The sequence below is a fragment of the Bradyrhizobium genosp. L genome, assembly GCF_015624485.1.
Lineage (GTDB): Bacteria > Pseudomonadota > Alphaproteobacteria > Rhizobiales > Xanthobacteraceae > Bradyrhizobium.
This window is the reverse complement of the sequence record NZ_CP061378.1, coordinates 6,472,125-6,497,195: the sequence shown is the minus strand read 5'-3', so window position 1 is coordinate 6,497,195 and position 25,071 is coordinate 6,472,125. Positions and strand designations below refer to the sequence as shown.

Annotated in this window: 20 protein-coding genes and 2 pseudogenes; 11 read left to right on the top strand and 11 right to left on the bottom strand. The window is 65.7% G+C overall.

The features are described from left to right. Positions 1-44: 44 nt before the first annotated feature. Positions 45-254, bottom strand: a complete 210-nt coding sequence (locus IC762_RS31010) for a hypothetical protein (protein WP_195785893.1) — start codon at positions 252-254, stop codon at positions 45-47. A 198-nt stretch (positions 255-452) separates the two neighbouring features. Beyond that, positions 453-659, bottom strand: coding sequence for a YdcH family protein (locus IC762_RS31005; RefSeq protein WP_029085523.1), 207 nt, complete (start codon positions 657-659; stop codon positions 453-455). 242 nt (positions 660-901) lie between these two features. On the opposite strand from IC762_RS31005, the gene IC762_RS31000 reads away from it, so the two are divergent. After that, on the top strand, positions 902-1,087 hold the full coding sequence (locus IC762_RS31000) for a YdcH family protein (protein ID WP_195785892.1): 186 nt from the start codon (positions 902-904) through the stop codon (positions 1,085-1,087). Between the two features lie 86 nt (positions 1,088-1,173). On the opposite strand, the gene IC762_RS30995 is transcribed toward IC762_RS31000, so the two are convergent. After that, positions 1,174-2,277: an NAD(P)/FAD-dependent oxidoreductase gene (locus tag IC762_RS30995; RefSeq protein ID WP_195785891.1), complete on the bottom strand. Its 1,104-nt coding sequence runs from the start codon at positions 2,275-2,277 to the stop codon at positions 1,174-1,176. 277 nt (positions 2,278-2,554) lie between these two features. On the opposite strand from IC762_RS30995, the gene IC762_RS30990 reads away from it, so the two are divergent. The 5 genes and pseudogenes from IC762_RS30990 to IC762_RS30970 form a co-directional block, all read left to right on the top strand. Next, positions 2,555-5,242, top strand: a complete 2,688-nt coding sequence (locus tag IC762_RS30990) for a sensor domain-containing protein (protein ID WP_195785890.1) — start codon at positions 2,555-2,557, stop codon at positions 5,240-5,242. A 340-nt stretch (positions 5,243-5,582) separates the two neighbouring features. Beyond that, a complete protein-coding gene (locus IC762_RS30985; protein WP_195785889.1) occupies positions 5,583-7,103 on the top strand; it encodes an ABC-F family ATP-binding cassette domain-containing protein in 1,521 nt (506 codons plus the stop codon). A 69-nt stretch (positions 7,104-7,172) separates the two neighbouring features. Beyond that, positions 7,173-8,345 (top strand): annotated as a pseudogene (locus IC762_RS30980) (glycerol-3-phosphate dehydrogenase); the annotation flags it as partial. Positions 8,346-8,489: 144 nt separating this feature from the next. Then, positions 8,490-9,432, top strand: a protein-coding gene (locus tag IC762_RS30975; protein WP_195785264.1) for an IS630 family transposase whose coding sequence is annotated in 2 segments (ribosomal slippage) — positions 8,490-8,825 and positions 8,827-9,432 — 942 coding nt in all. Because the reading frame shifts where the segments join, the coding sequence is not laid out codon by codon here. Between the two features lie 6 nt (positions 9,433-9,438). Continuing rightward, positions 9,439-9,678, top strand: a pseudogene (locus IC762_RS30970) (glycerol-3-phosphate dehydrogenase C-terminal domain-containing protein); the annotation flags it as partial. 6 nt (positions 9,679-9,684) lie between these two features. Here IC762_RS30970 and IC762_RS30965 read toward each other — a convergent pair. Next, positions 9,685-10,914, bottom strand: a complete 1,230-nt coding sequence (locus tag IC762_RS30965) for a tetratricopeptide repeat protein (protein WP_195790370.1) — start codon at positions 10,912-10,914, stop codon at positions 9,685-9,687. A gap of 286 nt (positions 10,915-11,200) precedes the next feature. On the opposite strand from IC762_RS30965, the gene IC762_RS30960 reads away from it, so the two are divergent. From IC762_RS30960 to IC762_RS30950, 3 genes are read left to right on the top strand one after another with little or no spacing between them, the layout of a single operon-like run. Beyond that, the gene (locus IC762_RS30960; RefSeq protein ID WP_195790369.1) at positions 11,201-12,301 is read left to right on the top strand and encodes an ABC transporter ATP-binding protein; all 1,101 of its coding nucleotides are present in this window, start codon (positions 11,201-11,203) and stop codon (positions 12,299-12,301) included. Next, complete coding sequence (locus tag IC762_RS30955) at positions 12,298-13,212, top strand: ABC transporter permease (RefSeq protein ID WP_195785888.1); 915 nt, start codon at positions 12,298-12,300, stop codon at positions 13,210-13,212. Before IC762_RS30960 ends, IC762_RS30955 begins: the two co-directional genes overlap by 4 nt. Next, on the top strand, positions 13,212-14,027 hold the full coding sequence (locus IC762_RS30950; protein ID WP_195785887.1) for an ABC transporter permease: 816 nt from the start codon (positions 13,212-13,214) through the stop codon (positions 14,025-14,027). Before IC762_RS30955 ends, IC762_RS30950 begins: the two co-directional genes overlap by 1 nt. A 3-nt stretch (positions 14,028-14,030) precedes the next feature. On the opposite strand, the gene IC762_RS30945 is transcribed toward IC762_RS30950, so the two are convergent. The 4 genes from IC762_RS30945 to IC762_RS30930 form a co-directional block, all read right to left on the bottom strand. Beyond that, positions 14,031-14,882, bottom strand: a complete 852-nt coding sequence (locus tag IC762_RS30945; protein WP_195785886.1) for a carbohydrate ABC transporter permease — start codon at positions 14,880-14,882, stop codon at positions 14,031-14,033. Beyond that, on the bottom strand, positions 14,879-15,751 hold the full coding sequence (locus tag IC762_RS30940; RefSeq protein ID WP_195785885.1) for a carbohydrate ABC transporter permease: 873 nt from the start codon (positions 15,749-15,751) through the stop codon (positions 14,879-14,881). The genes IC762_RS30945 and IC762_RS30940 overlap by 4 nt, the downstream gene beginning before the upstream one ends. Before the next feature lie 197 nt (positions 15,752-15,948). Further along, entirely contained in the window at positions 15,949-17,334 is a 1,386-nt protein-coding gene (locus IC762_RS30935; RefSeq protein WP_195785884.1) for an ABC transporter substrate-binding protein, read from the bottom strand. 160 nt (positions 17,335-17,494) lie between these two features. Continuing rightward, the gene (locus IC762_RS30930; protein WP_195785883.1) at positions 17,495-19,456 is read right to left on the bottom strand and encodes an AsmA family protein; all 1,962 of its coding nucleotides are present in this window, start codon (positions 19,454-19,456) and stop codon (positions 17,495-17,497) included. A 246-nt stretch (positions 19,457-19,702) separates the two neighbouring features. On the opposite strand from IC762_RS30930, the gene IC762_RS30925 reads away from it, so the two are divergent. Both IC762_RS30925 and IC762_RS30920 read left to right on the top strand, forming a co-directional pair. Continuing rightward, positions 19,703-20,410: a CoA transferase subunit A gene (locus IC762_RS30925; protein ID WP_195785882.1), complete on the top strand. Its 708-nt coding sequence runs from the start codon at positions 19,703-19,705 to the stop codon at positions 20,408-20,410. 79 nt (positions 20,411-20,489) lie between these two features. Next, a complete protein-coding gene (locus IC762_RS30920) occupies positions 20,490-21,140 on the top strand; it encodes a 3-oxoacid CoA-transferase subunit B (protein ID WP_195785881.1) in 651 nt (216 codons plus the stop codon). Positions 21,141-21,421: 281 nt separating this feature from the next. On the opposite strand, the gene IC762_RS30915 is transcribed toward IC762_RS30920, so the two are convergent. The 3 genes from IC762_RS30915 to IC762_RS30905 form a co-directional block, all read right to left on the bottom strand. After that, positions 21,422-22,789 (bottom strand): MFS transporter, encoded by a 1,368-nt coding sequence (locus tag IC762_RS30915; protein WP_195785880.1) that lies wholly within the window; start codon positions 22,787-22,789, stop codon positions 21,422-21,424. A 74-nt stretch (positions 22,790-22,863) separates the two neighbouring features. Next, a complete protein-coding gene (locus tag IC762_RS30910) occupies positions 22,864-24,393 on the bottom strand; it encodes an aldehyde dehydrogenase (RefSeq protein WP_195785879.1) in 1,530 nt (509 codons plus the stop codon). Further along, positions 24,390-25,040: a GntR family transcriptional regulator gene (locus IC762_RS30905; protein ID WP_195790368.1), complete on the bottom strand. Its 651-nt coding sequence runs from the start codon at positions 25,038-25,040 to the stop codon at positions 24,390-24,392. The genes IC762_RS30910 and IC762_RS30905 overlap by 4 nt, the downstream gene beginning before the upstream one ends. Positions 25,041-25,071 lie beyond the last annotated feature (31 nt).

Sequence of the window (25,071 nt, the reverse complement as noted above, 5' to 3'; positions counted from 1 at the left end):
ACCGGTTCGCGTGAAGAAAACGCGTCAAAACAACAATCTGAAAGTCAGGCTGCATCGCTCGCCGCCTGCGTCGGTGCAGGCACGCAGCCCGCGGTGATCGCCGCCTGCAATTCTTCGAGTTCGGCTTCGAGATATTCGTTGGCCATGATCAGCGCCTTGATGGTGCTGCGCATGTTGCCGTCGCACATCGCGATCGCCTGATCGCACGCCTTCTCGTAGCGGCTGTTGTCGGGCAGGGAAGACGGGGCGGACATGGCGAAACTCCCTTCTCTAGGCTGGCGGCTGCACGGGCATGTTCTCTATTTGTTCCAGAAGAGTCAAGGGCCGAAACTCGCGTTCGCGCCGGCGTTGCCGCGAACGTGAAGCCGGCCGCCGCTGTGGATGACGGGGAAAACGCAGGGCGCGCGATCAATCCGGTCGGTCCAATCGTTAACGGCGCCGCCGCGCGCGCGTCACGCGATGATGTCGGGCGTGATCTGATCTTCGATGAAGGCGATGCGATCGCGCAATTGCAGCTTCCGCTTTTTCAAGCGTTGCAGCATCAGGAGATCCGGCGCAGGCGACTGATGCAGCGCATCGATCGCGGCATCGAGGTCGCGGTGCTCTTGTTGCAGACGCGCAAGCTCGGCGTGGAGTTCGCGCTCATCCTGATCGTTCATGGTGTACGTTGACTGACAGGCACGGTGAGGTTGCGGCAGCCGAAGCAGCCGCCGCTTGGCGAAATATCGTCCCTGGGCGCGCGCCGCGCAAGCTGGACCAGTTCCATACTCACGATTGGTTACAGAAGGATGCGAAAAGCTGCGTGCGGCATTTTGCGTTCCCCATCGACAGCACCGTCCACTTGTGTACACTTGTTGGTCCGGATCGAACCTGAGGTTTTACCCACCGAGGAGTGTTCGCAATGGCAATACAGGCCCATCTCGTTGAGCTGGAGCGTAAGCACAAAATACTCGAGAACGAACTGCACGAAGCGCTCGTGCATCCCTCCGTAGACGACCTGCACATTTGCGAGCTGAAGCGCCGCAAGCTGATGGTCAAGGACCAGATCGAGCGGTTGAAGTGTTCCGCGGACGACACGGTCCACTAGCCCCCCACCGACATTAACCAAAGCTGATCTGCCGCCGGATGGACGCTTGAGCGCGACCATCCCTCGGCAGCGTATGCTGAAATCGTTCAGGACCCGGCCAGATCGCCGACATGGTCGGCGATCGCGAGCGACGATGTCAGGCCGGGTGATTCGATCCCGAACAGGTTGATCAGCCCGGAGACGCCATGGTCGCACGGCCCCTGGATCAGGAAATCCTGGGTCGCGACCGCCGGCGGCACGATCTTGGGCCGGATTCCCGAATAGCTCGGCATCAGCGCGCCATCCGGCAGGGTCGGCCAGTATTTCCGGATCGCCGGATAGAAGCGTTCGGCCCGAGCAGGGTCGACGGCATAGTCGACGTGATCGATCCACTCGACGTCGGGCCCAAACCGCGCCTGTCCCGCCAGGTCGAGGGTGAGGTGCACGCCGAGCCCGCCGGGCTCCGGCACCGGATAGATCAACCGCGAGAACGGCGCCCTGGCGTTGCAGCTGAAGTAATTGCCCTTGGCGAGATAGGCGGTCGGAATCATCTCGATCGGCATGCCCTCGATCGAGCGCGCGACCGCCGTTGCGCCGAGGCCCGCGGCATTGACCAGGAGATCGCAGGCGAGCGTCATCGGCGAAGCTCCGCCGGTCTCGATCTCGATCCCGCTGTCCGTGGCGTGGGCGTGCAGCAGCGGCGTCATGAAGGCAAGCGCCGCACCGGCCGCCTCGGCGTCGCCGCGCAGCGCCAGCATATAGGCATGGCTGTCGATGATCCCGGTCGACGGCGACAGCAGCGCCGCGTCGCAATTCAGCGCCGGCTCCAGCGCACGCGCCGCCTCGCCCGACAGCAGCTGCATGTCGTCGACGCCATTGGCCGCGGCATGCGCGCGGATCGCGTCCAGCTTTTCGGTTTCCGCAGATTTGGTGGCGACGATCAGCTTGCCGCAATTCCTGTGCGGGATGCCGTGCTCGGCGCAATAGCGGTACAGCGCGCGTTTGCCGGCGACGCACATCCGCGCCATCAGGCTGCCGGCTCGGTAGTAGATGCCGGCGTGGATCACCTCGCTGTTGCGCGACGAGGTCACGGTGCCGATCGCGTCCGCCTCCTCGATCACAATCACTTCGCGGCCGGCCTGCGCCAGCCGGCGCGCCACGGCAAGGCCGATCACCCCGGCGCCAACGATCACGCAATCAACCCTGTCCATCTCGTCCTTCAGATCCGAAAATTCCGCAGCGACGAACGGCTCGCCGCCCGCCCGATCGGGATTGCCTGCCTAGCAGATTCCGCAGCCCAATTGCTTGTGCTCTAAGTGCTTGGACGGTCTGGAATAGTTGCAGAGCGATACCCTGTTAGTGGACCATTAATCATGACAGGGCAATTGCCGTGTTTTAAGTCACATTTTCCAGTTGCATCTGACCGCGTTTACCCGATCCAAACCGCCGCAGCCGGACACTCGCGTCCCGGAAATCCGCGGGTGACTGATGGCTGGCAAGACGTGGCAGGCAGGCGGGAAGGCTTCGATTCCGGCAAGGCTTGCGCTTTGCCTGAGCGCCGTCGCCATGCCATGCGGCGCGGCCCGTGCGGCTTCCAGCGCGTTCGCGCCGTCGAGCTATCTCGGTGATTTCGATCCCAATCTGGTCTGGGAGCTGTTGATCGGCAGCGTGGTCGTCGCGTCCTTTCTCGGCGCGGTCGGACTGTGGATTCTCGCGGCCCTGCGCAAGGCCAAGCGATCGCAGCTGCGCCGCAGCGCCTTCGTCGCGTCGGCCCTCAACCATCTGAACCAGGGCGTCGTGATGACGGATGCGCGCGGACGCATCGTGCTTTGCAACGACCGCTATCTCGAGATCTACAGCCTGTCGCGCGCCGATATCAGGCGCAACATGACCGGGCCCGACCTGCTGGAGCTGCGCCGCAACTACGGCGTGCTCGATCTGAGCACCGACGATTTCTATACCAAGGCCGCGACCCCGGAAGGGCTCGTCACCGAGCTGCCGGACGGCAAGTCGGTGCTGGTGAAATACTTTCCGTTGCCGAACGGCGGCTCGATCGCCACCCATCTCGATTGCACCGACCAGCGCAAGCTGTCGCGCAAGCTCGCCTCGACCACGCAATTCCTGGAATCGGTGCTCGACAACGTCCCGGTCTGCGTCGCCGCCAAGAACATCGAGGACGGCCGCTACATATTCGCCAACCGCGCCTTCGAGCGCTTCTCCCGCTTCTCGCGCGATCACATCGTCGGCCGACACGCCGACGAGATCTTCCGTCCCGAGACCGCCGCCAGCATCGAGGCGGCGGACCGCGCGGCACTGCAGGCGCCGGAAGGCTATCACCGCAGCGAATTCCTGGTCGAGCGCGGCGCGGAGAAGCGTATTCTCGCCTCCAACCGCGTCATCGCCCGCAACGAGGCCGGCGAACCGGAATTCCTGATTGCGCTCTTCGAGGACGTCACCGACCGCCGTTCGCTGTCGCGCGAGCTCGAGAACAACAAGAAGTTCCTCGAGCTCGTGGTCGACAACATCCCGGTCTCGCTGATCGTGCAGCGCGTCAGCGACGGCCGCTATCTGCTCGCCAACCGCAGCGCCGAGACCATCCTCAACCGCCGCCGCGAGGACGCCACCGGGCTCACCGCCACCGACATCTTCAATCCGCGCGAAGCCAAGCTGATCGTCGCCCGCGACGAGGCCGCGATCAAGAAGCGCGTCATGATCGCCGAGGAGCACCCGATCTCGACCAAGGACGGCCTGCGGCTGTTCCTGACCCGCCGCATGACCGTGCTCGATGATGCCGGCGAGGCGCAATATCTGATCAAGACCCATGAGGACGTCACCGACCGCCGCCAGACCGAGTCGCGGATGGCGCACATGGCCTATCACGACGGCCTGACCGACCTGCCGAACCGCGCCGCCTTCCTGCAGGCGCTGACCCAGATGATCGAGGCCTGTGCCGGCACCGACGAGGAGTTCGCCGTGCTCTGCGTCGATCTCGACGGGCTGAAGGAGATCAACGACGTGTTCGGCCACGCGCTGGGCGACAAGGTCCTGATCGAGGTCGCGCATCGCCTGCAGGCGGTGGCACGTGGCGGCGTGGTCGCCCGGCTGTCCGGCGACGAGTTCGGCCTGATCATCGACGGCAGGCAGCCGGCCGCCGGCATCGCGCTCGCCGAACAGGCCGGCGAGGCGCTGGGCCAGGATTTTGCCATCGACGGCAAGTCGGTCCGCACCGGGCTCACCACTGGCATCGCGGTGTTCCCGCACAACGGATCGGACGCGGCCGCGCTGCTCGCCAATGCCGGCGCGGCGCTGTTTCGCGCCAAGGCGAAGTCGCGCGGCACCATCTCGATCTACGAGCCGGAGATGGACCAGCACATCCGCGATCGCCGCGCACTGCACCAGGAGCTCTCGGTCGCGATCCGCAACGGCGAATTGTCGCTCTACTATCAGCCGCAGGCGGCTGCCGGCGCCACGCCCGCGGCGAGCGGCGTGATCGGCTTCGAGGCGCTGGCGCGCTGGCATCATCCGGTGCGCGGTTTCGTGCCGCCGAGCGATTTCATTCCGCTCGCGGAAGAAAGCGGCCTAATCGTCGAGATGGGCGAATGGATCCTGCGCGAGGCCTGCCGGGAGGCCGCCTCCTGGACCGTGCCGCTGCAGGTCGCCGTCAACCTGTCGCCGGCGCAATTCATCCATGGCGATCTCGTCGGCCTCGTGCATTCGATCCTGCTCGAGACCGGGCTTGCGCCCGACCGGCTCGAGCTCGAGATCACCGAAGGCGTGCTGATCGAGGATTTCGACCGCGGCCTGTCGCTGCTGCGGCGGCTCAAGGCGCTCGGCGTGCGCATCTCGATGGACGATTTCGGCAGCGGTTATTCCTCGCTGAGCTACCTGCAGGCGTTTCCGTTCGACAAGATCAAGATCGATCGCGCCTTCGTCATCAATCTCGGCCGCAACCCGCAATCGGCCGCGATCGTGCGCGCCGTCATCGATCTCGGCCACGGCCTCGAAATGTCGATCGTCGCCGAGGGCGTCGAGACCGAGGCGCAGCTCGCTTTCCTCGCGGAAGAAGGCTGCGATGCGGTGCAGGGCTATCTGCTCGGCAGGCCGGCGCCGATCGGCCAATATGCCGCGCTGGTCGGCGGCGACCAGGCCGTGGAATCCGTGCGCAAGGTCGGCTGACGGTTCGGGATGCGACGGGCGGCCGCGCTTGCCATCCACGGCCGGTCTGGCTAACGTTGCACCACCACATCACCTAGCCGAGAAAGGAGGGCTGCGTCGTGGCGAGATTTTTCGATCCCCACCTCAAGCGCGGCCCCGTCGACGCCCTGCAAATGCGTTTGCAGGGCTGACCGGAAACTCGCCTAGATTCTCTTCCTGGTCTGCCCTTCGTGGCCGTGCGGCATCGAACGCGTGAAGCGTTGGTCGCTGCACTCCCGTCCCCGCCGCGCTTCGACGCGTCTGTCCGTTGTTGGCTGTAGGCCCCGGATGGCGCGATCGCCGGCAAGACCAGAGAACGATCGTGACCCTGATCAATGTCCGCAATCTCGGCGTGACGCTGAACGCGCCGCTGTTTTCGCAACTGAACCTCGTCGTCAATGCCGGTGACCGGATCGGCCTCGTGGCCGCCAACGGCCGCGGCAAGTCCACGCTGCTGCGCTGTATCGCGGGCCAAATCGAGCCCAATGAGGGCGACATCGTCAGGTCGCGCGGGCTGACCATCGGCCATGTCGAGCAGGACGCGCCACTGGGGCTGCTGGATATGCCGTTCCATGCCGCCGTGCTCGAGGCGCTGCCGCGTGGGCAACGCGGCAGCGAAGGCTGGCGGGTCGATGTCGCCCTGCAATCGCTCGAGGTCCCCGAGGAGCTGTGGACGCGACCGCTGCAGCAATTGAGCGGCGGCTGGCTGCGGCTTGCGCTGCTCGGCCGCGTGCTGGTGACCGAGCCCGACATGTTGCTGCTCGACGAGCCGACCAACCATCTCGATCTCGCCAAGATCGCTCGGCTCGAAGCCTGGCTGAACGCGCTGCCGCGCGAGATGCCGGTCGTGATCGCAAGCCACGACCGCGCCTTTCTCGATGCGACGACGACCCGGACGCTGTTCCTGCGGCCGGAGCGCTCGCAGCTGTTCGCGTTGCCCTACACGCCGGCGCGCGCGGCGGTCGACGAGATCGATGCGTCGGAGGAGCGGCGCCATGCCAGGGACATGAAGACCGCGAAGCAGCTTCGCCAGCAGGCCGCAAAGCTCAACAACCTTGGCATCAATTCCGGCAGCGACCTCCTGCTGTCGAAGACCAGGCAACTGAAGCAACGCGCCGAGAGACTGGAGGAGACCGCCAAGCCCGCGCATGTCGAACGCTCCGCGGGAACGATCAGGCTCGCCAATCGCGATACCCATGCCAAGGTGCTGATCAGGCTGAACGATGCCGCCATCGCCACACCCGATGGCAGGCCGCTGTTCCGGACCGGTCGGCACTTCGTCTGCAGGGGCGACCGGATCGCGCTGTTGGGCGCCAACGGCGCGGGCAAGACCCGGCTGGTCGCGACGCTGCGCCAGGCGATCGAACATAGCGAGGCGGCAGCCGACATCAGGGCCACTGAATCGCTGGTGCTTGGCTATTGCGACCAGGCGCTGGCCGATCTTGCCGAGGCGGACACGCCGATGCGCGTCATCACGCGGCGCTTCGCGGTCGGCGATCAGCGCGCGCGCGGCCTGCTCGCCGGCGCCGGTCTGTCGCTCGAGATGCAAGGCCGCCCGATCGGGCGGCTGTCGGGCGGGCAGAAGGCCCGTCTCGGCATGCTGGTGCTGCGGCTCACCCAGCCGAACTTCTATCTGCTCGACGAGCCGACCAACCACCTCGACATCGAGGGGCAGGAGGCGCTGGAGGATGAACTGATGGAGCATCAGGCGAGCTGCCTCGTGGTGTCGCACGATCGCCAGTTCGTGCGGACGGTGGCCAACCGGTTCTGGATGATCGAGGGAAGGAAGCTGGTCGAAGTCGACAGCCCCGAGGATTTCTTCGCCTCGGCGGGCACCGGTTAGCGCCACGCGTTGACGCTTTTCCGTGCGAACACGTATTTCGTTCGCACGAAAATGCGATAGGCGTTGCGCATGGCGGATTACGACCTCGCGATCATCGGCGGCGGCCTGAACGGCACCAGCGTGGCCCGTGATGCGGCTGGCCGCGGCCTGCGCGTGATCCTGCTGGAACAGGGCGATCTCGGATCCGGCGCGTCGAGCGCCTCGCCGCGGCTGATCCATGGCGATCTGGCCGGGCTGGAGCGGCGGGCGTTCTTTCGTGTCCGTGCCACGCTCAGGGAGCGCGACGTCTGGCTGCGCATCGCGCCGCATCTGGTGCGGCCGGCGCGCTTCGCGATCCCCGCGCACGCCGACGCGCGGCCGCCCTGGCAGCTACGCGCGTGGCTGCTGCTTTACGATCGGCTGGCCCCGCGCAGCGGCCTGCCACGCTCGGAGGTGCTCGACGTCACCCATCATCCGGTCGGAAATGCGCTGCAGCGGCCGTTCGGGACCGCGTTCGAACATTCCGATTGCGTCGTGGATGACGCCCGGCTCGTCGTGCTCAACGCCGTCGATGCCGCGGCGCGCGGTGCCGATATCCGCACCGGCGCGCGGGTGACGAGGGCGGACCGCGGCGAGACCTGGCGTCTGGTCGTGATCGATCGCGGCTATCGCCGGGTGATCACGGCGCGGTCGCTGATCAACGCGACCGGCGCGTGGGCCGCCTCCGTCGCCGATACGATCCTGCGCGTGCCGGCGCCGCAGCTCGCGACCACGCAGATCAGCCAGATCGTGGTGCGCCGCTTGTTCGAGGGCGACGGCGTCTATGTGTTCCAGAACCGCGACGGCCGGCTGATCTTCGCGAGCCCCTATGCGCGCGACTTCACTCTGATTGGCAGCGTCGATCATGCCTTCAAGGGCGATCCGGCCGTGGTCGCGACTGGCGTGCGCGAGGTGGGCTACCTCTGCGACGCGGCCAATCGCTATTTTCGCGAGCAGATCGCCCCGGCGGACGTGGTGCGAACGGTCACGGGTGCCAACTCGGTGCTCGCATCCGCCCGCCGGCGCGGCGGCGCAACGATCCGGGACTTCAAGCGCGGCAAGGCGCCGTTGCTCACGATGTTCGGTGGCGACGTCACCACCTCGCGGCGTCGCGCCGAGCGCGCCGTCGCCGAATTCACGCGGTTCTATCCGATGACACCGCGCTGGACCGCAACCGCCCCGCTGCCCGGCGGCGGTTTTGCGTGGCAGCGTTTCGAGACCGAGGTCGATATCGCCCGCGACCGCTGGCGTTTCTTGAGCGAGGAGCAGGCACGGCGGCTAGAGTCTTTCCGACTTTGTCTGAATCGGGGATTCCCAAATCAGGTGAGCTCTGATTCAAGCTTCCTGCTGGGACGGAGGCCAGCAAGGATGGCGCGAGCATACTCACTGGATCTGCGTGAGCGTGTTGTTGGGTTGGTTGCAAGTGGCGAAACGTGCCGGGCGGTGGCGGAACTGTATGACGTCAGCGTTGCGAGCGTCGTGAAATGGTCGCAGCGGGCGCGAGCGACAGGCAGCGCGGCGGCCAGGCCGATGGGCGGCAGGCGGCCTTACCTGCTGGAAGGTGAGCGCGACTGGCTGCTGGCTCGGCTGACCGCGAAGCCTGATCTGACCCTGCACGCGCTGTTGGCGGAGCTTGGGGAGCGCGGCGTCGTAGTGTCCTGCGACACGCTCTGGCGATTCCTCAAGCGCCAAGGCATCAGCTTCAAAAAAAACCGTGTTCGCGACAGAGCAGGATCGTCCTGACATCGCGCGCCGCCGGGCCTGGTGGAGACGACACCAGTCGAAAATCGATCCTGCTCGTCTCGTCTTCATCGATGAGACCTGGGCAAAGACCAACATGGCCCGGACCCATGGCTGGTGGCGACGGGGCGCCCCTCTCAGGGCTCAGGTCCCGCACGGCCATTGGCGGACGATGACCTTCCTCGCAGCACTCCGGCACGACCGTATCGCGGCCCCCTGCGTCATCGACGGGCCGATCAACGGCGAGAGCTTCCGTGCCTATGTCGAGCAGTTGCTGGTGCCAACGCTCCAACCCGGCGACATTGTCGTCATGGACAATCTCGGCTCCCACAAGGGCCAAGCTATCCGCACGGCCATCCGCGCCGCGGGCGCCCGGCTCGTCTTCCTGCCGCCCTATAGCCCCGACCTCAATCCGATCGAGCAGGTCTTCGCAAAGCTCAAAATCCTGCTCCGCAAGGCTGAAGAACGCACCGTCGACGGCGTCTGGCGTCGCATTGGCAGTCTTCTCCAACACTTCACACCGCAAGAATGCGCAAACTACCTGCGCAACGCAGGATATGCTTCTGTCTAAATCGGAAAGGCTCTAGTCGCCGCCTATGGGCTGAATGTCGCCGATGTCCTGGGAGACGCCAGGGAGAGGGCGGATCTCGGCCCGGCCTTCGGCCCCGAGCTGACCGCGGCGGAAGTGCGCTATCTCATGCAGCGGGAGTGGGCGCGATTTCCCGACGACATCCTGTGGCGGCGCTCGAAGCTCGGGCTGACGATGCCGCAAGCAGATCGCGAGGCGCTCACGGCGTTCATGGCGAAGGCCGACTGAGCGCAGCTACTGCCGCGCCGCCTCCTGCGACCACGCAAGGTCGCGTCGAGACGGGCGGCGATGCAGGCGCTCCGAGATCAGGCCGGTGGCCTGCCGGCCCTGTCCGGCGCGCAGGCACGCCACGATGAACGTGTCCTCCCACAATTCGCGCTGGGCGTGACTGCCGCCGATCCGCACCAACTCGGGCATCAGCGGCGCGAGGACGCGGACCGCTTCGGCGTGATCGCCGGCGGCGAAGGCGGCGATGCCCCGGTTGAGGCCGATCGCGGCGGGGCCGGGCGCCAGCCTGCCGTCGGCGTGACGCGCTTCCATCTCCGCGAGCCGTGTCTGCAACGCATCGCCCTTCGCGGTGGCCGCGACCAGTGCTTGATGGACGTCGGCGAAATGCGCGCCGGCCTTCGGGAAGTATCCGTCGCCATAGGCGGCGACGTCTTTCCAGTGTGTGTCGAGACCGGTCTTGCCGGCGAGCGACAGCCGCCAGAGCAGCGAGGCCGTGTCGGTGTAGATGTTGAGCGGCGGATAGGGCCGGCCTGTCGGCTTGATGTGATGTTCATAGATCTCGAGCGCGCCATCGGCGTCGCCATCCTCGATCGCAATCAGGGCGAGATGCCAGGCGAGATGGCCCTGCAGGAAGCTCGTGCCCTCATTCGCCGGCAGCCAGTTCGACAGGAAGGCGCGGCCCTCCGCGCCACTGCCTTGCTCGAACAGTGCATGCGCCACCGAGTGGGCGGCACCGGCATTCTCCGGCTTCAGGGCATAGCCGCGTTCGGTGACGGCGCGTCCGGAGACGACATCGCCGGCCTCGGTCTTCGACCAGCCGAGGTAGGTCAGGAACCACCAGTCGTCGCCATAATCGGCGGCGTAGCGTTCGCAGACCGCTAGCCGCGCCGCGTCGTGATCGGCGCGGCCCGAGAAGGCATAGAGGCCGAAAGCGCCGAGCAGAAGCGACAGCACCTGCGCGTCGCGCGGATATTCGGTGAGATGTTGCTCGGCGGCGGCCATCGCCTGCTTCGGCTGGCTTTCGATCACGGAGGCCATGATCCCGACGTGCTGACGCTCGCGCGGGCTCGCGACCGCGGCGAGCTGGCGTGCCGTGGCCGCCCTGGCGCGGGCCTCCGCGCCCTGCATGCTGAGCTGATGCACGCGGGCCCGCCCGATATGGGCCATCGCGAAGTCACCATCTTCGGCGATCGCCGCATCGAACGCGGTATCCGCACCGTGCAATGCCGCCAGCATGCGGTCGACGCCATCGGCATAATGTGCGGCGGCGCGGTCCGAGGCGGTGGTCAGCGTCAGGCCGTAGCGGTCGAGCTTCATCGGTTGTCCTCCCGAATTGGACATGGAGTGTAGCAGAGGCACGGAGGCCGACAATATTGCGGGAGTTCCATGCGAAGCGGTTGAGCGCGTTGCGATCCGCCGCTAGCTTGCGGTGGTGATTGGACCGGCGGGGCTGACGGACGTGACATCGAGCGAAGCGGGCGCGGAGACGGCAAGGCCGTTGCCAGACGTGGCTGCGCTCGACATGCCGTTGCTGCGGATCGAGGGCGTCGCGAAATCGTTCGGCAATTTCCGCGCCGTCGACAAGCTTTCGCTCGACGTCCGCGCCGGCGAATTCTTCGCGCTGCTCGGTCCGAGCGGCTGCGGCAAGACCACGCTGCTGCGCATGCTCGCCGGCTTCGAGACGCCGGATGAGGGCCGCATCCTGCTCGGCGGCAACGACATCGCCCAGGTGCTGCCGCACCAGCGTCCCGTCAACATGATGTTCCAGAACTATGCGCTGTTTCCGCATTTGTCGGTGCGCGACAACATCGCGTTCGGCCTGCGTCGCGCCGGCATGGCCCGCGCCGACATCGCGGCCCGCGTCGCCGAGATGGTGGCGCTCGTCAAGCTCGAGGGGCTCGAGAAGCGCAAGCCGGACCAGCTCTCCGGCGGCCAACGGCAACGCGTCGCGCTGGCGCGCTCACTGGCGCGTCGCCCGCAGGTCTTGCTGCTCGACGAGCCGCTCGCCGCACTCGACAAGAAGCTGCGCGAGAGCACGCAAGCCGAGCTGATGGAGCTGCAGCGCAGGCTCGGCATGACCTTCATCATCGTCACCCACGACCAGGAGGAGGCGATGACGATGGCCGGCCGGATCGGCGTGATGGATGCCGGCCGTCTGGTCCAGGTCGCCACCCCGCGCAACCTCTACGAGGCGCCGGCGACGCGCTGGATCGCCGAGTTCGTCGGCGACATCAATGTGTTCAGCGGCCAGGTCACGGCCCGCGCGCACAGCCGCCTGACCGTCACGACCGCAGAGGCCGGCCCGCTCGCGGTCAGCGAGCTCTGGCCGCCGGTGACCAGGGAGGCGGTCAGCGTCGCGATCCGTCCCGAGAAGGTCAAGCTGTCGCGCCGCGCGCCGGCTTCGGAGGAGGGCACCTCGCGCGTGATCAACCGCCTGGATGGCGTCGTCGTCGACGTCAACTATCTCGGCGGCATCACGACCTACAAGGTGAAGCTGGAGTCCGGCGCGGTGGTACGCGCCGCGATGGCCAACACCGCCCGGCTCGACGTCGACGCCTATCTCGCCGGCCAGCGCATCGTGGCGTGGTTCACCGCCGACGACTGCCTGGTGCTGGAACAATGAGCGCGCGCCGCGTCTTTGCCCGGCCGGCGCGGTTCGCCGCGATCGCGCCCTATCTCTGGATGGTGCTGTTCTTCCTGGTGCCGTTCGGCTTCGTCCTGAAGATCAGCCTGTCGCAGACCGCGATCGCGCAGCCGCCCTACACGCCGGTGTTCGATTTCGCCGAGGGCAGCGCCGCGCTCGCCGCGGCATTCTCGCAATTGTCGTTGGACAATTTCAGGCTGCTGATCTCGGACGATCTGTACATCCTGTCCTATTTGCGCAGCCTGACCGTCGCGGCGAGCTCGACGCTGATCCTGCTATTGATCGGCTACCCGATCGCCTACGGCATGGCGCGGCTGCCGCAGCGCTGGCAGGGCGTCGCGATGATGCTGGTGATCGTGCCGTTCTGGACCTCGTTCCTGATCCGCATCTATGCCTGGATCAACATCCTGCAGCATGACGGCCTGCTCAACCGGGTGCTGCTGGCGCTGCATATCGTATCCACGCCGGTGGTCTGGCTGTCGACCGACAGCGCGATGTATCTCGGCATCGTCTATTCCTATCTGCCGTTCATGATCCTGCCGCTCTATGCGACGCTCTCCAGGATGGATGCCTCGCTGCTGGAGGCAGCGAACGATCTCGGCGCCTCGCCGCTCAAGGCATTCTGGCTGGTGACGTTCCCGCTGTCGCTGCCGGGCGTCGCTGCCGGCGCACTGCTTTGTTTTATCCCTGTTGTCGGCGAGTTCGTGATTCCCGATCTGCTCGCCGGCTCCAACTCGCTGATGATCGGGCAGACGCTGTGGCTCGAGTTCTTCACCAACAAGGACTGGCCGGTGGCCTCCGCCGCCGCGGTCGCGCTGCTGCTCCTGCTGGTGCCGCCGCTCGTGCTCTACGACCGCCTGCAGCGGCGCCAGCTCGAAGGCAACAGGTGATGGCGCGCCCCGTCGGCAGGATCACGCGCTTCAACATGGCGTCGCTGGCGCTTGGCCTCGGCTTCCTCTATCTGCCGATCGTCATCCTCATGATCTATTCGTTCAATGCCTCGCGGCTGGTCAACGTGTGGGGCGGCTGGTCGCTGCGCTGGTACCACGCGTTCTTCGGCGATCGCGCCATGCTGGACGCGGCCTGGATGAGCCTGTCGGTCGGCGCGGTCTCGGCAACGCTGGCGACGCTGCTCGGCACGCTGGCCGCGGTCGGGCTTGCGCGCGGCGACCGGTTCCGGGGGCGGGCGCTGTTCTCGGGCATGCTGTATTCGCCGCTGGTGATGCCGGAGGTGATCTCCGGCCTGTCGCTGCTGCTGCTGTTCGTGGCGCTGAACGCCGAGCGCGGCTTCTGGACGGTGACGATCGCCCATACCACGCTGACGATGTGCTTCGTCGCGGTCGTGGTGCAGTCGCGGCTGATGGCACTCGACCGCAGCTTGGAGGAGGCGGCGATGGACCTCGGCTGCGATCCGGTGCGGGCGTTCCTGCTGGTGACGCTGCCGCTGATCCTGCCTGCGATCATCGCGGGCTGGATGCTGGCCTTCACGCTGTCGCTCGACGACGTCGTGATCGCGAGCTTCACCACCGGTCCCGGCTCGGCGACGCTGCCGATCCGGATCTACTCCGAGGTGCGGCTCGGCGTGAAGCCCGAGATCAACGCGATCTGCACGCTGGTGATCGCGCTGATCGCGGTCATCATCGTGGTCGCCTCGTTCGCCTCGAAACTGTCGAGCGCGCGGGGCGAGAGCGCCGCGCCGCTGTGAGCGTCACGATTTGACCGCGCCTGCCGTCAACCCGCCGACCATGTAGCGCTTGAAGACGTAGTAGATCGCGGCCGGCGGCAGCGCGTAGATGAAGCCGGTCGTCATCAAGAGCTCCCACGGCGAATCGTCGGCGGCGAGGAAATTGCCGAGCGCGACCGGCAGCGTGATGTCGGTGTCCTTCGACAGCAGCAGGAAGGCGTAGAGATATTCGTTCCAGGCGAGCAGGATCGCGTAGGTGCCGACCGCGACCAGCGAGGGCATCATCAGCGGCAGATAGACCAGGCGGAACAGCTGCATCGTGGTGGCGCCGTCCATCGTCGCGGCCTCGTCGAGCTCGACCGGCAGCTTGTCGGAAGCCTGCTTGAGCACCCAGATCGCGTAGGGCGAAGCGATCGTCACCATCGCCAGGATCAGCGACCAGTGCGTGTTGAGCAGGCCGTAATTGCCCATGGTGCGGTACATCGGCACGGCAAGGAACGCGGCCGGAATGAAATAGGTGAACAGCGCGAGATTCATCACGGCGCGTCCGCCCGGCACCCGCAGCCGCGAGATCGAGAATGCCGCGGCGGTGGCGACGAACAAGGTCAGCGCGCCGACGGCGAGCGCGATCGCGGTCGAATTCCAGAACTGGATCCAGAAGTCGCGCAGGAAGTAGTGCTGCTGGTAGAACACGATCGTGAAATTATGCAGCGTCGGATGGTCCGGCCACAGCTTGCCCGAGAACGCGTCCTCCTTCGGCGAGATCGCGAACACGAACATGTGGTAGATCGGCACCATGGTCCAGATGAAGACCGGGATGCCGATCAGCAGCAGTTTCGCTTCGGTGCCGACTTCGCGCAGGGTGGGCAGCTTCATCGCGACAACCGTTTCATCATGAAATAGACCAGCGGCAGCACGAACGGCATCGCGCAGACGATCGAGGCCATCGCCAGCGAGAGCTGGTCGAGCCTGAGATAGCGGATGCCGAGCGTCGACAGCACATGGGTGAGGTCGGCGGGGCCGCCGCCGGTGAGCAGATAGACGCTGTTGAAGTCGCCGAGCGTCCAGATCATCGAGAGCAGCGTGCAGGTGATGTAGAGCGTCTGCATCGACGGCCAGGTGATGAAGCGGAATTTCTGCCACCAGCTCGCGCCGTCGACGTCGGCGGCCTCGAACAGGTCGTTGGAGATCGCAAGCCGCCCGGTCATCAGGATCAGGGTCCAGAACGGCAGCGACTTCCAGATGTGCACGCCGATCGCCATGGTCAGCGCCACGGTCGGATCGTTCAGCCAGTTCGGGCCGTCATCGCCGGTGAACTTGAAGATCAGCTGGTTGATCACGCCCCATTCCGGATTGAGCATGAAGCGCACCGACAGGATGGTCGGGATCGACGGCACCGCCCAGGGCAGGATGAACAGCACCGACAGCCATTTGATCCAGCCGCGCTGCTGCACGAAGAAGCCGGACAGGAACAGCGCGATCAACATCTTGATGTTGATGCCGATGACCAGGAAGATCAGCGTGTTGATCGCGGCGCGGGCGAAGATCGGGTCGTTGTAGAGCGCGACATAGCTCGCAGGGTGCCGCGCCAGCCACAGGCCGTAGCAGACCGGATAGAGCACGAAGGCGAGGAACACGAGCAGATAGGGCGTGAGCAGCACGATGCCCCAGACCTGCGGCGGCGACAGCCGCGCCGACAGCGGCGGGGCGGGGATTGCGTCGGTGCCAGTGAGCGTGATCGCCATTCGGTTACTCTTGGAACGAGGTGCGGGCCACAACCAAGCCGTCGTCCCGGCGAAGGCCGGGACCCATAACCACAGGCCCCGGTTGTTGAGCGAAAGTCGTCGACCAGCTTAGCCCAAAACGGCTGCCGCAGCGTATGGGTCCCGGCCTTCGCCGGGACGACACGGAGCGGGTTCTGAGAGCGCTGGACGTTATCACCTTACCCCGCGACCTCCTTGATCCGCGCGATCAGTTCGTCGACGGCCTTGTCGACCGGCACCTTCTCGCTGACCACGCGGTTCATGGCCTTGGCCCAGACGTTCTCGTTGTTGAGGATGGTGAACTTCCAGTTCTTGGTGAAGTCGAACGGCGCGGTGCCGCCGGTGAACTGATTCCACACCGCCTTGCGATGCCGGTCGGCCTGCCAGAACGGGCTGGCCTGGCTGGCCTTGGTCACCGGGAACCAGCGGCCGAGCGCGCCTTCGACATAGGGCCGGACGTTGTCTTCCTCGAGCAGGAAGCTGATGAACTGCTTGGCCTCTGCCTTGTTCTTGGCGTTGGCAAAGATCAGGCCGGTCTTGACGTCGGAGCGGTACTTGATGGTCGAACCATCAGGGGCCTTCGGGAATGAGGCGGTGATGATGTCGTGCTCATAGGCCTGCTTGCCGGCGGCGCGCTGCGCGTCGGTCAGCGCCGGGTTGGTCGAATCCTCGAACCACTTCGCGGCGATCGAGATCGTGAAATTGTGCGTCATCACGATCGTCTTGTTGTGGAAGGCGACGTTGTTGTCGGGATCCTTCCAGGTGGTGGAGGAGGGCGGCGTGCAGCCCTTGATGTAGGTGTCGGTATAGTCCTTCAGCGCATGGATCAGGCCGTCGCGTACCTTGGGGTCGTCGACCAGGAGCTTGCCTTCGTCGTCGACCAGCTTGACGTGATAGGCATCCATGAAGGTGTAGAACGACTGGAAGGCGTCGGTGGATTCCACGCCCATCGGCTGGCCGACGGCGTAGATGCGCTGGCCGGTGGCCTTGCGGATCGCCGGCTGCACCTTGTCGCACCAGAACGACCAATAGCCGGTCCAGTCGTTGGGGATGTCGCTCTGCTTGAAGCCGGCCTTCTCCAGCATGTCGTTCCAGATCTGGACGTGCATGCTCTGCTGCTTCAGCGGGAAGCCGTAATAGGACTTCTTCTTGGCGACGTTGTCATAGAGCTTGGACGCTTCCAGGGTGTTCGGCACGAACCGATCCTCGATCGGCTTCATGACGTCCGAAAGGTCCTCGAGCTTGCCCTCATAGGCCCATTTGCCCTGCGCCTGCACGTCATAGGTGTCGGAATAGGCGACGTCCGGCACGGTGCCGGAATCCAGCGCTGCGACCGTCTTCGGAATCATGTCCTGGATCGCATACTGCGACAGTTCGACCTTGATGCCGGTCTTGGCCTCGAACTTCTTGATGGTGTCGAGCAGCGCGTCGTCTTCGGACTTGTAAAAACCTTTGCCCCACCAGACCGTGATGGTCTTGCCCTGGGCGAAAACGGGCGCCGTGGACGCCAGCAGACCGACTGCCGCGACCGCGAGCGAAAGTGCGCCAATAACCTTGGATTTCACGTTGGACTCCCCTCTTTTCACGCCGGCTTTTTTAACCGGTTGGGTAAAACACTAGCGCATGCCCGCGAGCGGATAAAGGTGTCGCGGCTAGCGACTTCGGTAGGGGCTCGCGGCGACAGTGTGGATCAGTCTCCGCACATCCATGCGAAAATTGAATTGATCAGTTCGATTTCGCATTCTCGGCGGCCGCGGCCGGGCCGTTGGCGGGCGCCTTCGCTGCGGCATCCGGTGCCGCCTGCCGCGCGCCGCCGCCGGTGAAGCGCTCGAGCACCGAGCGCACGGCGTCGCGCGCCTTGCTGTCCTTGATCGAGTCCATCAGTTCGCTGGCGCCCGGCGAGCGCCGGATCAGGCTGTCCGGATCGGGGAAGATCAGCGGATCGTCCCACGGGCCTTGCACCACGAAGGGCAGGTCGAAGGCCTTGCCGCCGGCCGCCGCCGCGCTCAGGCTGGCGGTGCCCTTGAGGTCGTATTCGCGCGCCGGCACCGAGGCCGTGCCGGTCAGCGTGATCTTCGCCGCCGGTCCCTCGACGCGGATGTCCTCGGCGGTGGCAATGCCGTCGGCGAATTTCACCGAGATGTTGAGATTGTCATAGGGTGTCGAGCCGGAGCGGAAATTGCCGCCGCCGGACAGCGGCCGCTTCTGCAGCCGCTTCAACAGCTGCTCGACATTGAAGCCCGCGATCGCGCCGTCATGCCCGCTCAGCGTTGCGTTGCCGTCGAGCGAGGAGGCCAGCCCGAACGGGCTGGAGCCGGACGCCATCAGCGAGACGTTGAGATTGCCGCGGCCGGACAGCTTGTTGATGCCGAACAATTCGCTGGCGCAGGCCTGCAGATCGACGTCGGTGAACTGCATCTGCGCCCTGACGTCGGCGACCGCGTCCGAGCGCGCGATGGCGAACGAGCCCTTGGCGATGCCGCCGAACATCTGGGCCTCGCCGACGCTGAGCGCGAGCGCACCGCCGCGCAAATTGGCACCGAACGCGGTGCGGCCGAGCTTGGAGGGGCCGACCGTCACGCGGGCCGCCGACAGCCGCATGTCGAGGTCGGTGGAGGACAGCGAGGACAGATCGAACAGCTGCCTGTTCCAGTCGCGCTGGCCGCTCGCCAGCAGGCGGAAGGTCGAGATATAGGGCGTGAAGTCGAGATTGCCGGCGGCCAGCGTCGCCTGCAGCGTCTGCCGGCCGTTATTGGCGTAGGTCATGACGCCCTCGGCGACATTGCCGTCGAGCTCGACATTGACATTGGTGAGCGCGACCGAGGCGCCGACCACATTGGCGCGCGCCTTCAACGCGAAGCGGCCGAAGCCGCCACCGCCGCCGGGCGGCGCCTGGCCCATCCAGCGCAGCGCGTTGCGCAGCGATGGGCTATCCATGGTCGCGGTGCCTTCCATCATCACGCTGGTGCGGTTGGCAACGGTGCCGTCGAACGCGACCTTGAGCGGCGCGCTGGCGAGCCGTGCCTTGAGGCCGGAACGCTCGCCCGACAGCAGCGCGAGGAAGTCGCTGGCGCTGATCGAGCCGTCGACGCGCTCGCCGCGCCAGTCGAACTGGCCGGTTGCGGCAAAAGAGCGCGAGATCGACGGCCAGGCGAGCGACAGATCGATGTCGCCGAGCTGCTCGGAAATGTGGTTGGCCGTATCCTCGTAGTTCAGCTCGCCGTCCTGGATCCGGATCTCGGAGAACGACACTTGGTTCTCGGCGCCCGGCGTCATCGTCTTCGCGATGGTCTCGACGAACGGTGTCCAGTTGCTGTCGCCGGCGGTGTCGCGGACCACATGGATATGCGGACGCAGCATCATGACGTCGGCGATCTCGAAGCGCCGCAGCAACAGCGGCAGCAGCCGCAGATTGGCGGTCAGCACATCGACCTGCAGGGCGGGATCGCTGGTGTCGGCGCCTTTGAGGCCGACATCGTGGAAGGAGACATAGCTGCCCGGAAACACCGAGACATCGATCGTGCCGTTGACGACGAGCTCGAGGCCGGTCACCGCGCGGATCTGCGCTTCCACCGCGCGCTGCAAGGCGTCCCGGTTGAGGAACCAGGATGTTCCGACCAGGCTGATGACCACGAGGCCGAAAAGCGCCGCGATCGGCATCCCGAGGCGCTTAATTCCTTGGGCCATCGTCAATGACATGTCCGGGTCGGTTTAGAGGTTGTGGGGTCGTTGTCGAACACGGTGGACTCTTGTCCCGGCGCCCGTGCCAACCCCCGCAACTTGAAGGCTTTTCTTGACGCTTTCAAGGCCATGTTGATGCCGGCCCCTGCCTCCCGTCGCCGCACCGGGGCCGTGATTGACGCATTGCGAAGATTTCGCCTAATAATCCTCTTGATCACGGCCGTTCCGCGCCCTCCATCAGGTATTTGCTGCATGAACAAGGTTTATCCCGACGCCAAATCGGCACTCGATGGTCTCCTCAAGGACAACATCATGATCATGTCGGGCGGCTTCGGCCTCTGCGGCATCGCCGAGACGCTGTCCGACGCGATCCGCGAGTCCGGCGTCAAGGGCCTGACGGTCGTCTCCAACAATGCCGGCGTCGACGGCATCGGCTTGAGCCGGCTGCTGGAGACGCGCCAGATCAAGAAGATGATCTCGTCCTATGTCGGCGAGAACAAGCTGTTCGCCCAGCAATATCTCGCCGGCGAGCTCGAGCTCGAATTCAATCCGCAGGGCACGCTGGCCGAGCGCATCCGCGCCGGCGGTGCGGGCATTCCCGCCTTCTACACGAAAACGGGGGTCGGCACGCTGATCGCCGAGGGCAAGGAAGTGAAGGAATTCGACGGCCAGAAATACATCATGGAGCGCGGCCTGTTCGCCGACGTCGCCATCGTCCATGCCTGGAAGGGCGACACCGCCGGCAACCTGGTCTACCGCAAGACCGCGCGCAACTTTAACCCGATGATGGCGACCGCGGCGAAGGTCACCGTCGCCGAGGTCGAGCATCTGGTGCCGGCCGGCGAGATTGATCCGGACCACATCCACACCCCCGGCATTTTCGTCAAGCGCATCATCGAGGTCGGTACGGGCAACAAGCGGATCGAGTTCCGCAACACCCGCCCGCGGCCCGCCGCATAGCGCATGATCCGGAAAAGTGGGGACCGGTTTTCCGATAAGATCATGCGCAACTAAAAACCCAATTCTTCAGGAGAGCCTCATGGCCTGGACCCGTGAACAGATGGCCGCCCGCGCCGCCAAGGAATTGCGCGACGGCTACTACGTCAATCTCGGCATCGGCATCCCGACGCTGGTCTCGAACTTCATCCCCGACGGCGTCGACGTCAATTTGCAGAGCGAGAACGGCATGCTCGGCATGGGCCCGTTCCCCTATGAGGACGAGGTCGACGCCGATCTCATCAATGCCGGCAAGCAGACCGTCAGCGAGCTGCCCTCGACCAGCTATTTCTCCTCGGCCGATTCCTTCGGCATGGTGCGCGGCGGCCATATCGATCTGTCGATCCTCGGCGCCATGCAGGTGGCGCAGAACGGTGACCTCGCCAACTGGATGATCCCCGGCAAGATGGTGAAGGGCATGGGCGGCGCCATGGACCTCGTCGCCGGCGTCAAGCGCGTCGTCGTGGTGATGGAGCATTCCGCCAAGGACGGCGCGAAGCTCTTGAAGCAGTGCAACCTGCCGCTGACCGGCGAGCGCGTGGTCGACATGGTCGTCACCGATCTGGCGGTGTTCACCATCGACAAGCACGGCAAGGACGGCATGGCGCTGATCGAGCTCGCCGACGGCGTCACGCTCGACGAGGTCAAGGCCAAGACCGAAGCCGAATTCCGCGTCGCGCTGAAGAACACGTGAGATTGTCGCGGCGGAACGATCGACGATCCGTCCCGCGCGATCCTCAACACCGTGGTCGTCCTGGCGAAAGCCAGGACCCATAACCACCGAACCTGGTTGTGAACGGAATCGTGGCCCCGGCGTCGCGCGACAATTGATCGTTGGAGCAATGGGTCCTGGCTTTCGCCAGGACGACGTTGTTGATGGATTTCTGTTGAAGCGCACGTAGTCTGGTGACGTGGATTCCGGGCTCTCGCTTCGCGAGCCCCGGAATGACGAAGGGAGTCACGCGAAGCGGGCGGTCACGTCACCTGCTTGACCAGCTCCGGCGCCGCATCGTCGCCCTTCAACTCTTCCAGGCTGCGATGCCGTGGTTCGATGCCGAAGGCCCACACCGTGACCACCTGCAGCACGAGCAGGCCGATCATCAGCGCCATCACGCCGGCGACGCCGCGGGCCTCGAACAGCATCACCACCAGGAACGGGGTGACGATGGTGGCGCCGCGGCCGAGCGTGTTGACGATGCCGGAGGCGCGCAGCCGCACCTCGGTCGGGAACAGTTCGGGGATGTAGACGCCGAACAGCAGCGCGACCAGCACGTAGATCGGCACCGTCAGTGCAAAGCCGACCGCCGGCAGCAGGATCGGATCGGAGATCATCGGATAGACGATCCCGATCGCGACCGTGATCAAGGAGGCGCCGATGATGGTCGGCTTGCGGCCCCAGCGGTCGGCGGTCAGCGCGCCGATGGCGGAGCCGATCGGGGCGCCGAGCGCCATCAGCAGCGAATAGCCGAAAGACGTTGCGATCGAGAGCCCCTGCTTGATGAAGAACACCGGCAGCCAGGTGACGAAGCCGTACAAGAGCGTGTTGATGGTGATCAGGCAGACCGAGCCGACGATCATCCGCGACAGCAGCGGCGCGGTGAACAGCGTGGCGAGATCGGGCGACACCGGCACCGGAGACGCCGCCGCAGGCGGCGGCAGGGGCTGGCCCTGGGCTGCTTCCTTTTCGATCGCCTGCAGCAAGGCTTCGGCCTCGGCGTTGCGTCCGACGGCCTCGAGCCAGCGCGGCGATTCCGGCAGCGACTTGCGCAGGTACCAGACGATCAGGGCGCCGATGCCGCCAAGCACGAACATCGCGCGCCAGCCGAACGTGGGAACCACGACGGAGGCGACCAGCAGCGCCACCGGCAGGCCGGTCACGACGCAGACCGCGGTGAAGCCGAGCCATTTGCCGCGGCTGCGGGCCGGCACGAATTCGGTCATCGTCGAGTAGCCGACCACGTTCTCGGCGCCGAGGCCGACGCCCATCACGAAGCGGCACGCGATCAGGAAGGCCATGTTCGGCGCGAAGGCGGCCGCGAGCGAGGCGATGCCGAACATCAGCAGATTGAACTGATAGGTGAAGCGGCGCCCGTAGCGGTCGCCGAGGAAGCCGGTGCCGAACGATCCGAGCATCATGCCGACGAAGGTCGCGGAGATGAAGGCGGCGTTCTGGGCGAGCGTGGAGAAGCCGGTCTTCAAGGTGACGCCGAGCACGGTGCCGGCGATGTAGATGTCAAAACCGTCGAAGAACATTCCGATGCCGATCAGGAGCATGATCCGGCGGTGGAATGGCCCGACCGGCAGCCGATCGAGACGGCCGCCCGCGTTGACCGATGTCGACATGTCCGCTTACTCCCCTGACTGTTTCCTCATGATGCGGCCGCCTTCTGTGAGCGCTGTGCCGCCTGCAATGCGCTTTAGTTCAATCGTTTCTGACTGGCCGTGTCGCGGTACCAGTCGAATGGCTGCTCGTGGGTCGCGACCATCACGCTCTTGGTGTTGAAATGGTCGTCAAAACTTTCGGTGCCGCATTCGCGGCCGATCCCGGAATCGTCGACGCCGCCCCATGGCGAGGCCGGGTCGAGCCGGTGATGGTCGTTGATCCAGACGATGCCGGCCTTCACCGCCGCGGCGACGCGATGGGCGCGGGCGACGTCGCGGGTGCGGATCGCGGCCGCCAGGCCGAACGGCGAGTCGTTGGCGAGCCGCAGCGCGTCGGCCTCGTCCTTGAACGGCGTGACCGATGTGAACGGGCCGAACACCTCTTCCTGGAAGATGCGCATGTCGGAGCGGACGTCGGCGAACACGGTCGGCTCGACGAAATAGCCGTTGTCATGACCTGCGACCTTCGCCGCAACGCCGCCGGTGACGAGCCGGGCGCCGTCTTCACGGCCGTACGCCGAATAGGTCAGCACGCGGTCGCGCTGGCGCGCCGAGATCACCGGCCCGAGCTGGGTGTTCGGATCGAAGGGATCGCCGATCCGGATGGTGCGGGTCTTGGCCTGCAGCTTTTCGACGAACTCGTCGTAGATCGAGGCCTGCACGATGTGGCGCGAGGCGCAGACGCAGGTCTGGCCGGCGCCGATGAAGGCGCCGAACGCGGCGTAGTTGACGGCGCGGTCGACGTCGAAATCGTCGAACACCATCACCGGCGTCTTGCCGCCGAGCTCCATGGTCTGGTGCGCGAACACTTTTGCCGCCGCGCTACCGGCGATGCGGCCGGCCTCGGTGCCGCCGGTCAGCACCAGCTTGTTGATGTCGCCGTGCTCGGCCAGCATCCTGCCGGCGCTCTGGCCGAGTCCGAGCACGATGTTGAAGACGCCGGGCGGCAGGCCCGCCTCGGAGAAGATCTGGGCGAGCTTCAGCGTCGTCAGCGGGGTGTATTCCGACGGCTTGACCACGGTGACGCAGCCGGTCGCCAGCACCACGGCCAGCGACTTGCACAGGATCATCAGCGGGTGATTGAACGGCGTGCAGTTGGCGACCACGCCGATCGGCGTGCGCAGCGTGTAGTTCAGATAGGCGCCTTCGACGGGGATCACGGAGTCGCGGCGCGACAGCGCGACACCGGCGAAGTAGCGGAAGAAATCCGGCAGGCGCGACAGCTGCGCACGGGTCTCGTTGATCGGGCGGCCGTTATTCAGCGTCTCCAGCCGGTACAGGCTGTCGAGATTGACCTCGAACGCATCCGCGAGCTTGTTGACGAGTCTTGCGCGCGCACGGATATCCATGCCACCCCAGGCCTTGCCCTCGAAGGCGGCACGCGCGCTCTTCATGGCGCGATCGATGTCTTCAGCGGTCGAATTCGGGATCCGCGCGATGATTTCGCCGGTCGCGGGATTGCGGACGTCGAGCATCGCGCCGTCGCCCGCCTCGACCTCGCGGCCGTCGATGAAATTGCCGTGGATCTCGACGTCGATCGACGCCGGCCTGGACGAAACATTCATGATGACTTCTCTTCGACGATGACGGCGTTGCGCTTCAGCGCCGGCAGCACGCGCTTCTCGGTGTCGGCGATGTGGGCCTTGATGATGCGCCCCGCGGTGCGCGCCTCGCGCTGCTGCATGGCGTCGATCAAGGCGGCGTGTTCGGCCACGAGCTTCGCCGGATCGTGGCCCCTGAGGTTGGAGATGCTGACCCGCACCAACCGGTCGGCCTGGCCGATCAGGTCGCAGAGCGCACTGGCCATGCGGCGGTTGCCGGAGGCGTGCGCCAGCGCAGTGTGGAAGCCGCGGTTATAGGCGATGAAGTCCTCATGGTCGCCGGCGAAGCGGCGGAACTCATCGAGCGATTTGAGCACGCTGTCGGGCGCGCTCTCGATCGCTTCAGCGACGCAGGCCGGCTCCAGCGCAAGGCGGAAGCGCAGCAGGTCGCGCGCGTCGGACAGCGAGATCGGATTGACCCGGTAGCCCTGCCGCGGCTGCACCGTGACGAGATGCTCGCGCTCGAGCCGCAGCAACGCGTCGCGGACCGGCTGCCGGCTCACGGCATAGCGCTCGGCCAACTCCTGCTCGCGCATTTCATCGCCAGGCGCAAACCGGCATGATAAAATATCAGACCGCAGGCTTTCGTAGACATTCTCGCGCAAAAGCATCGGCTGGCTGGGCCTCCTGTCTATAATCTTG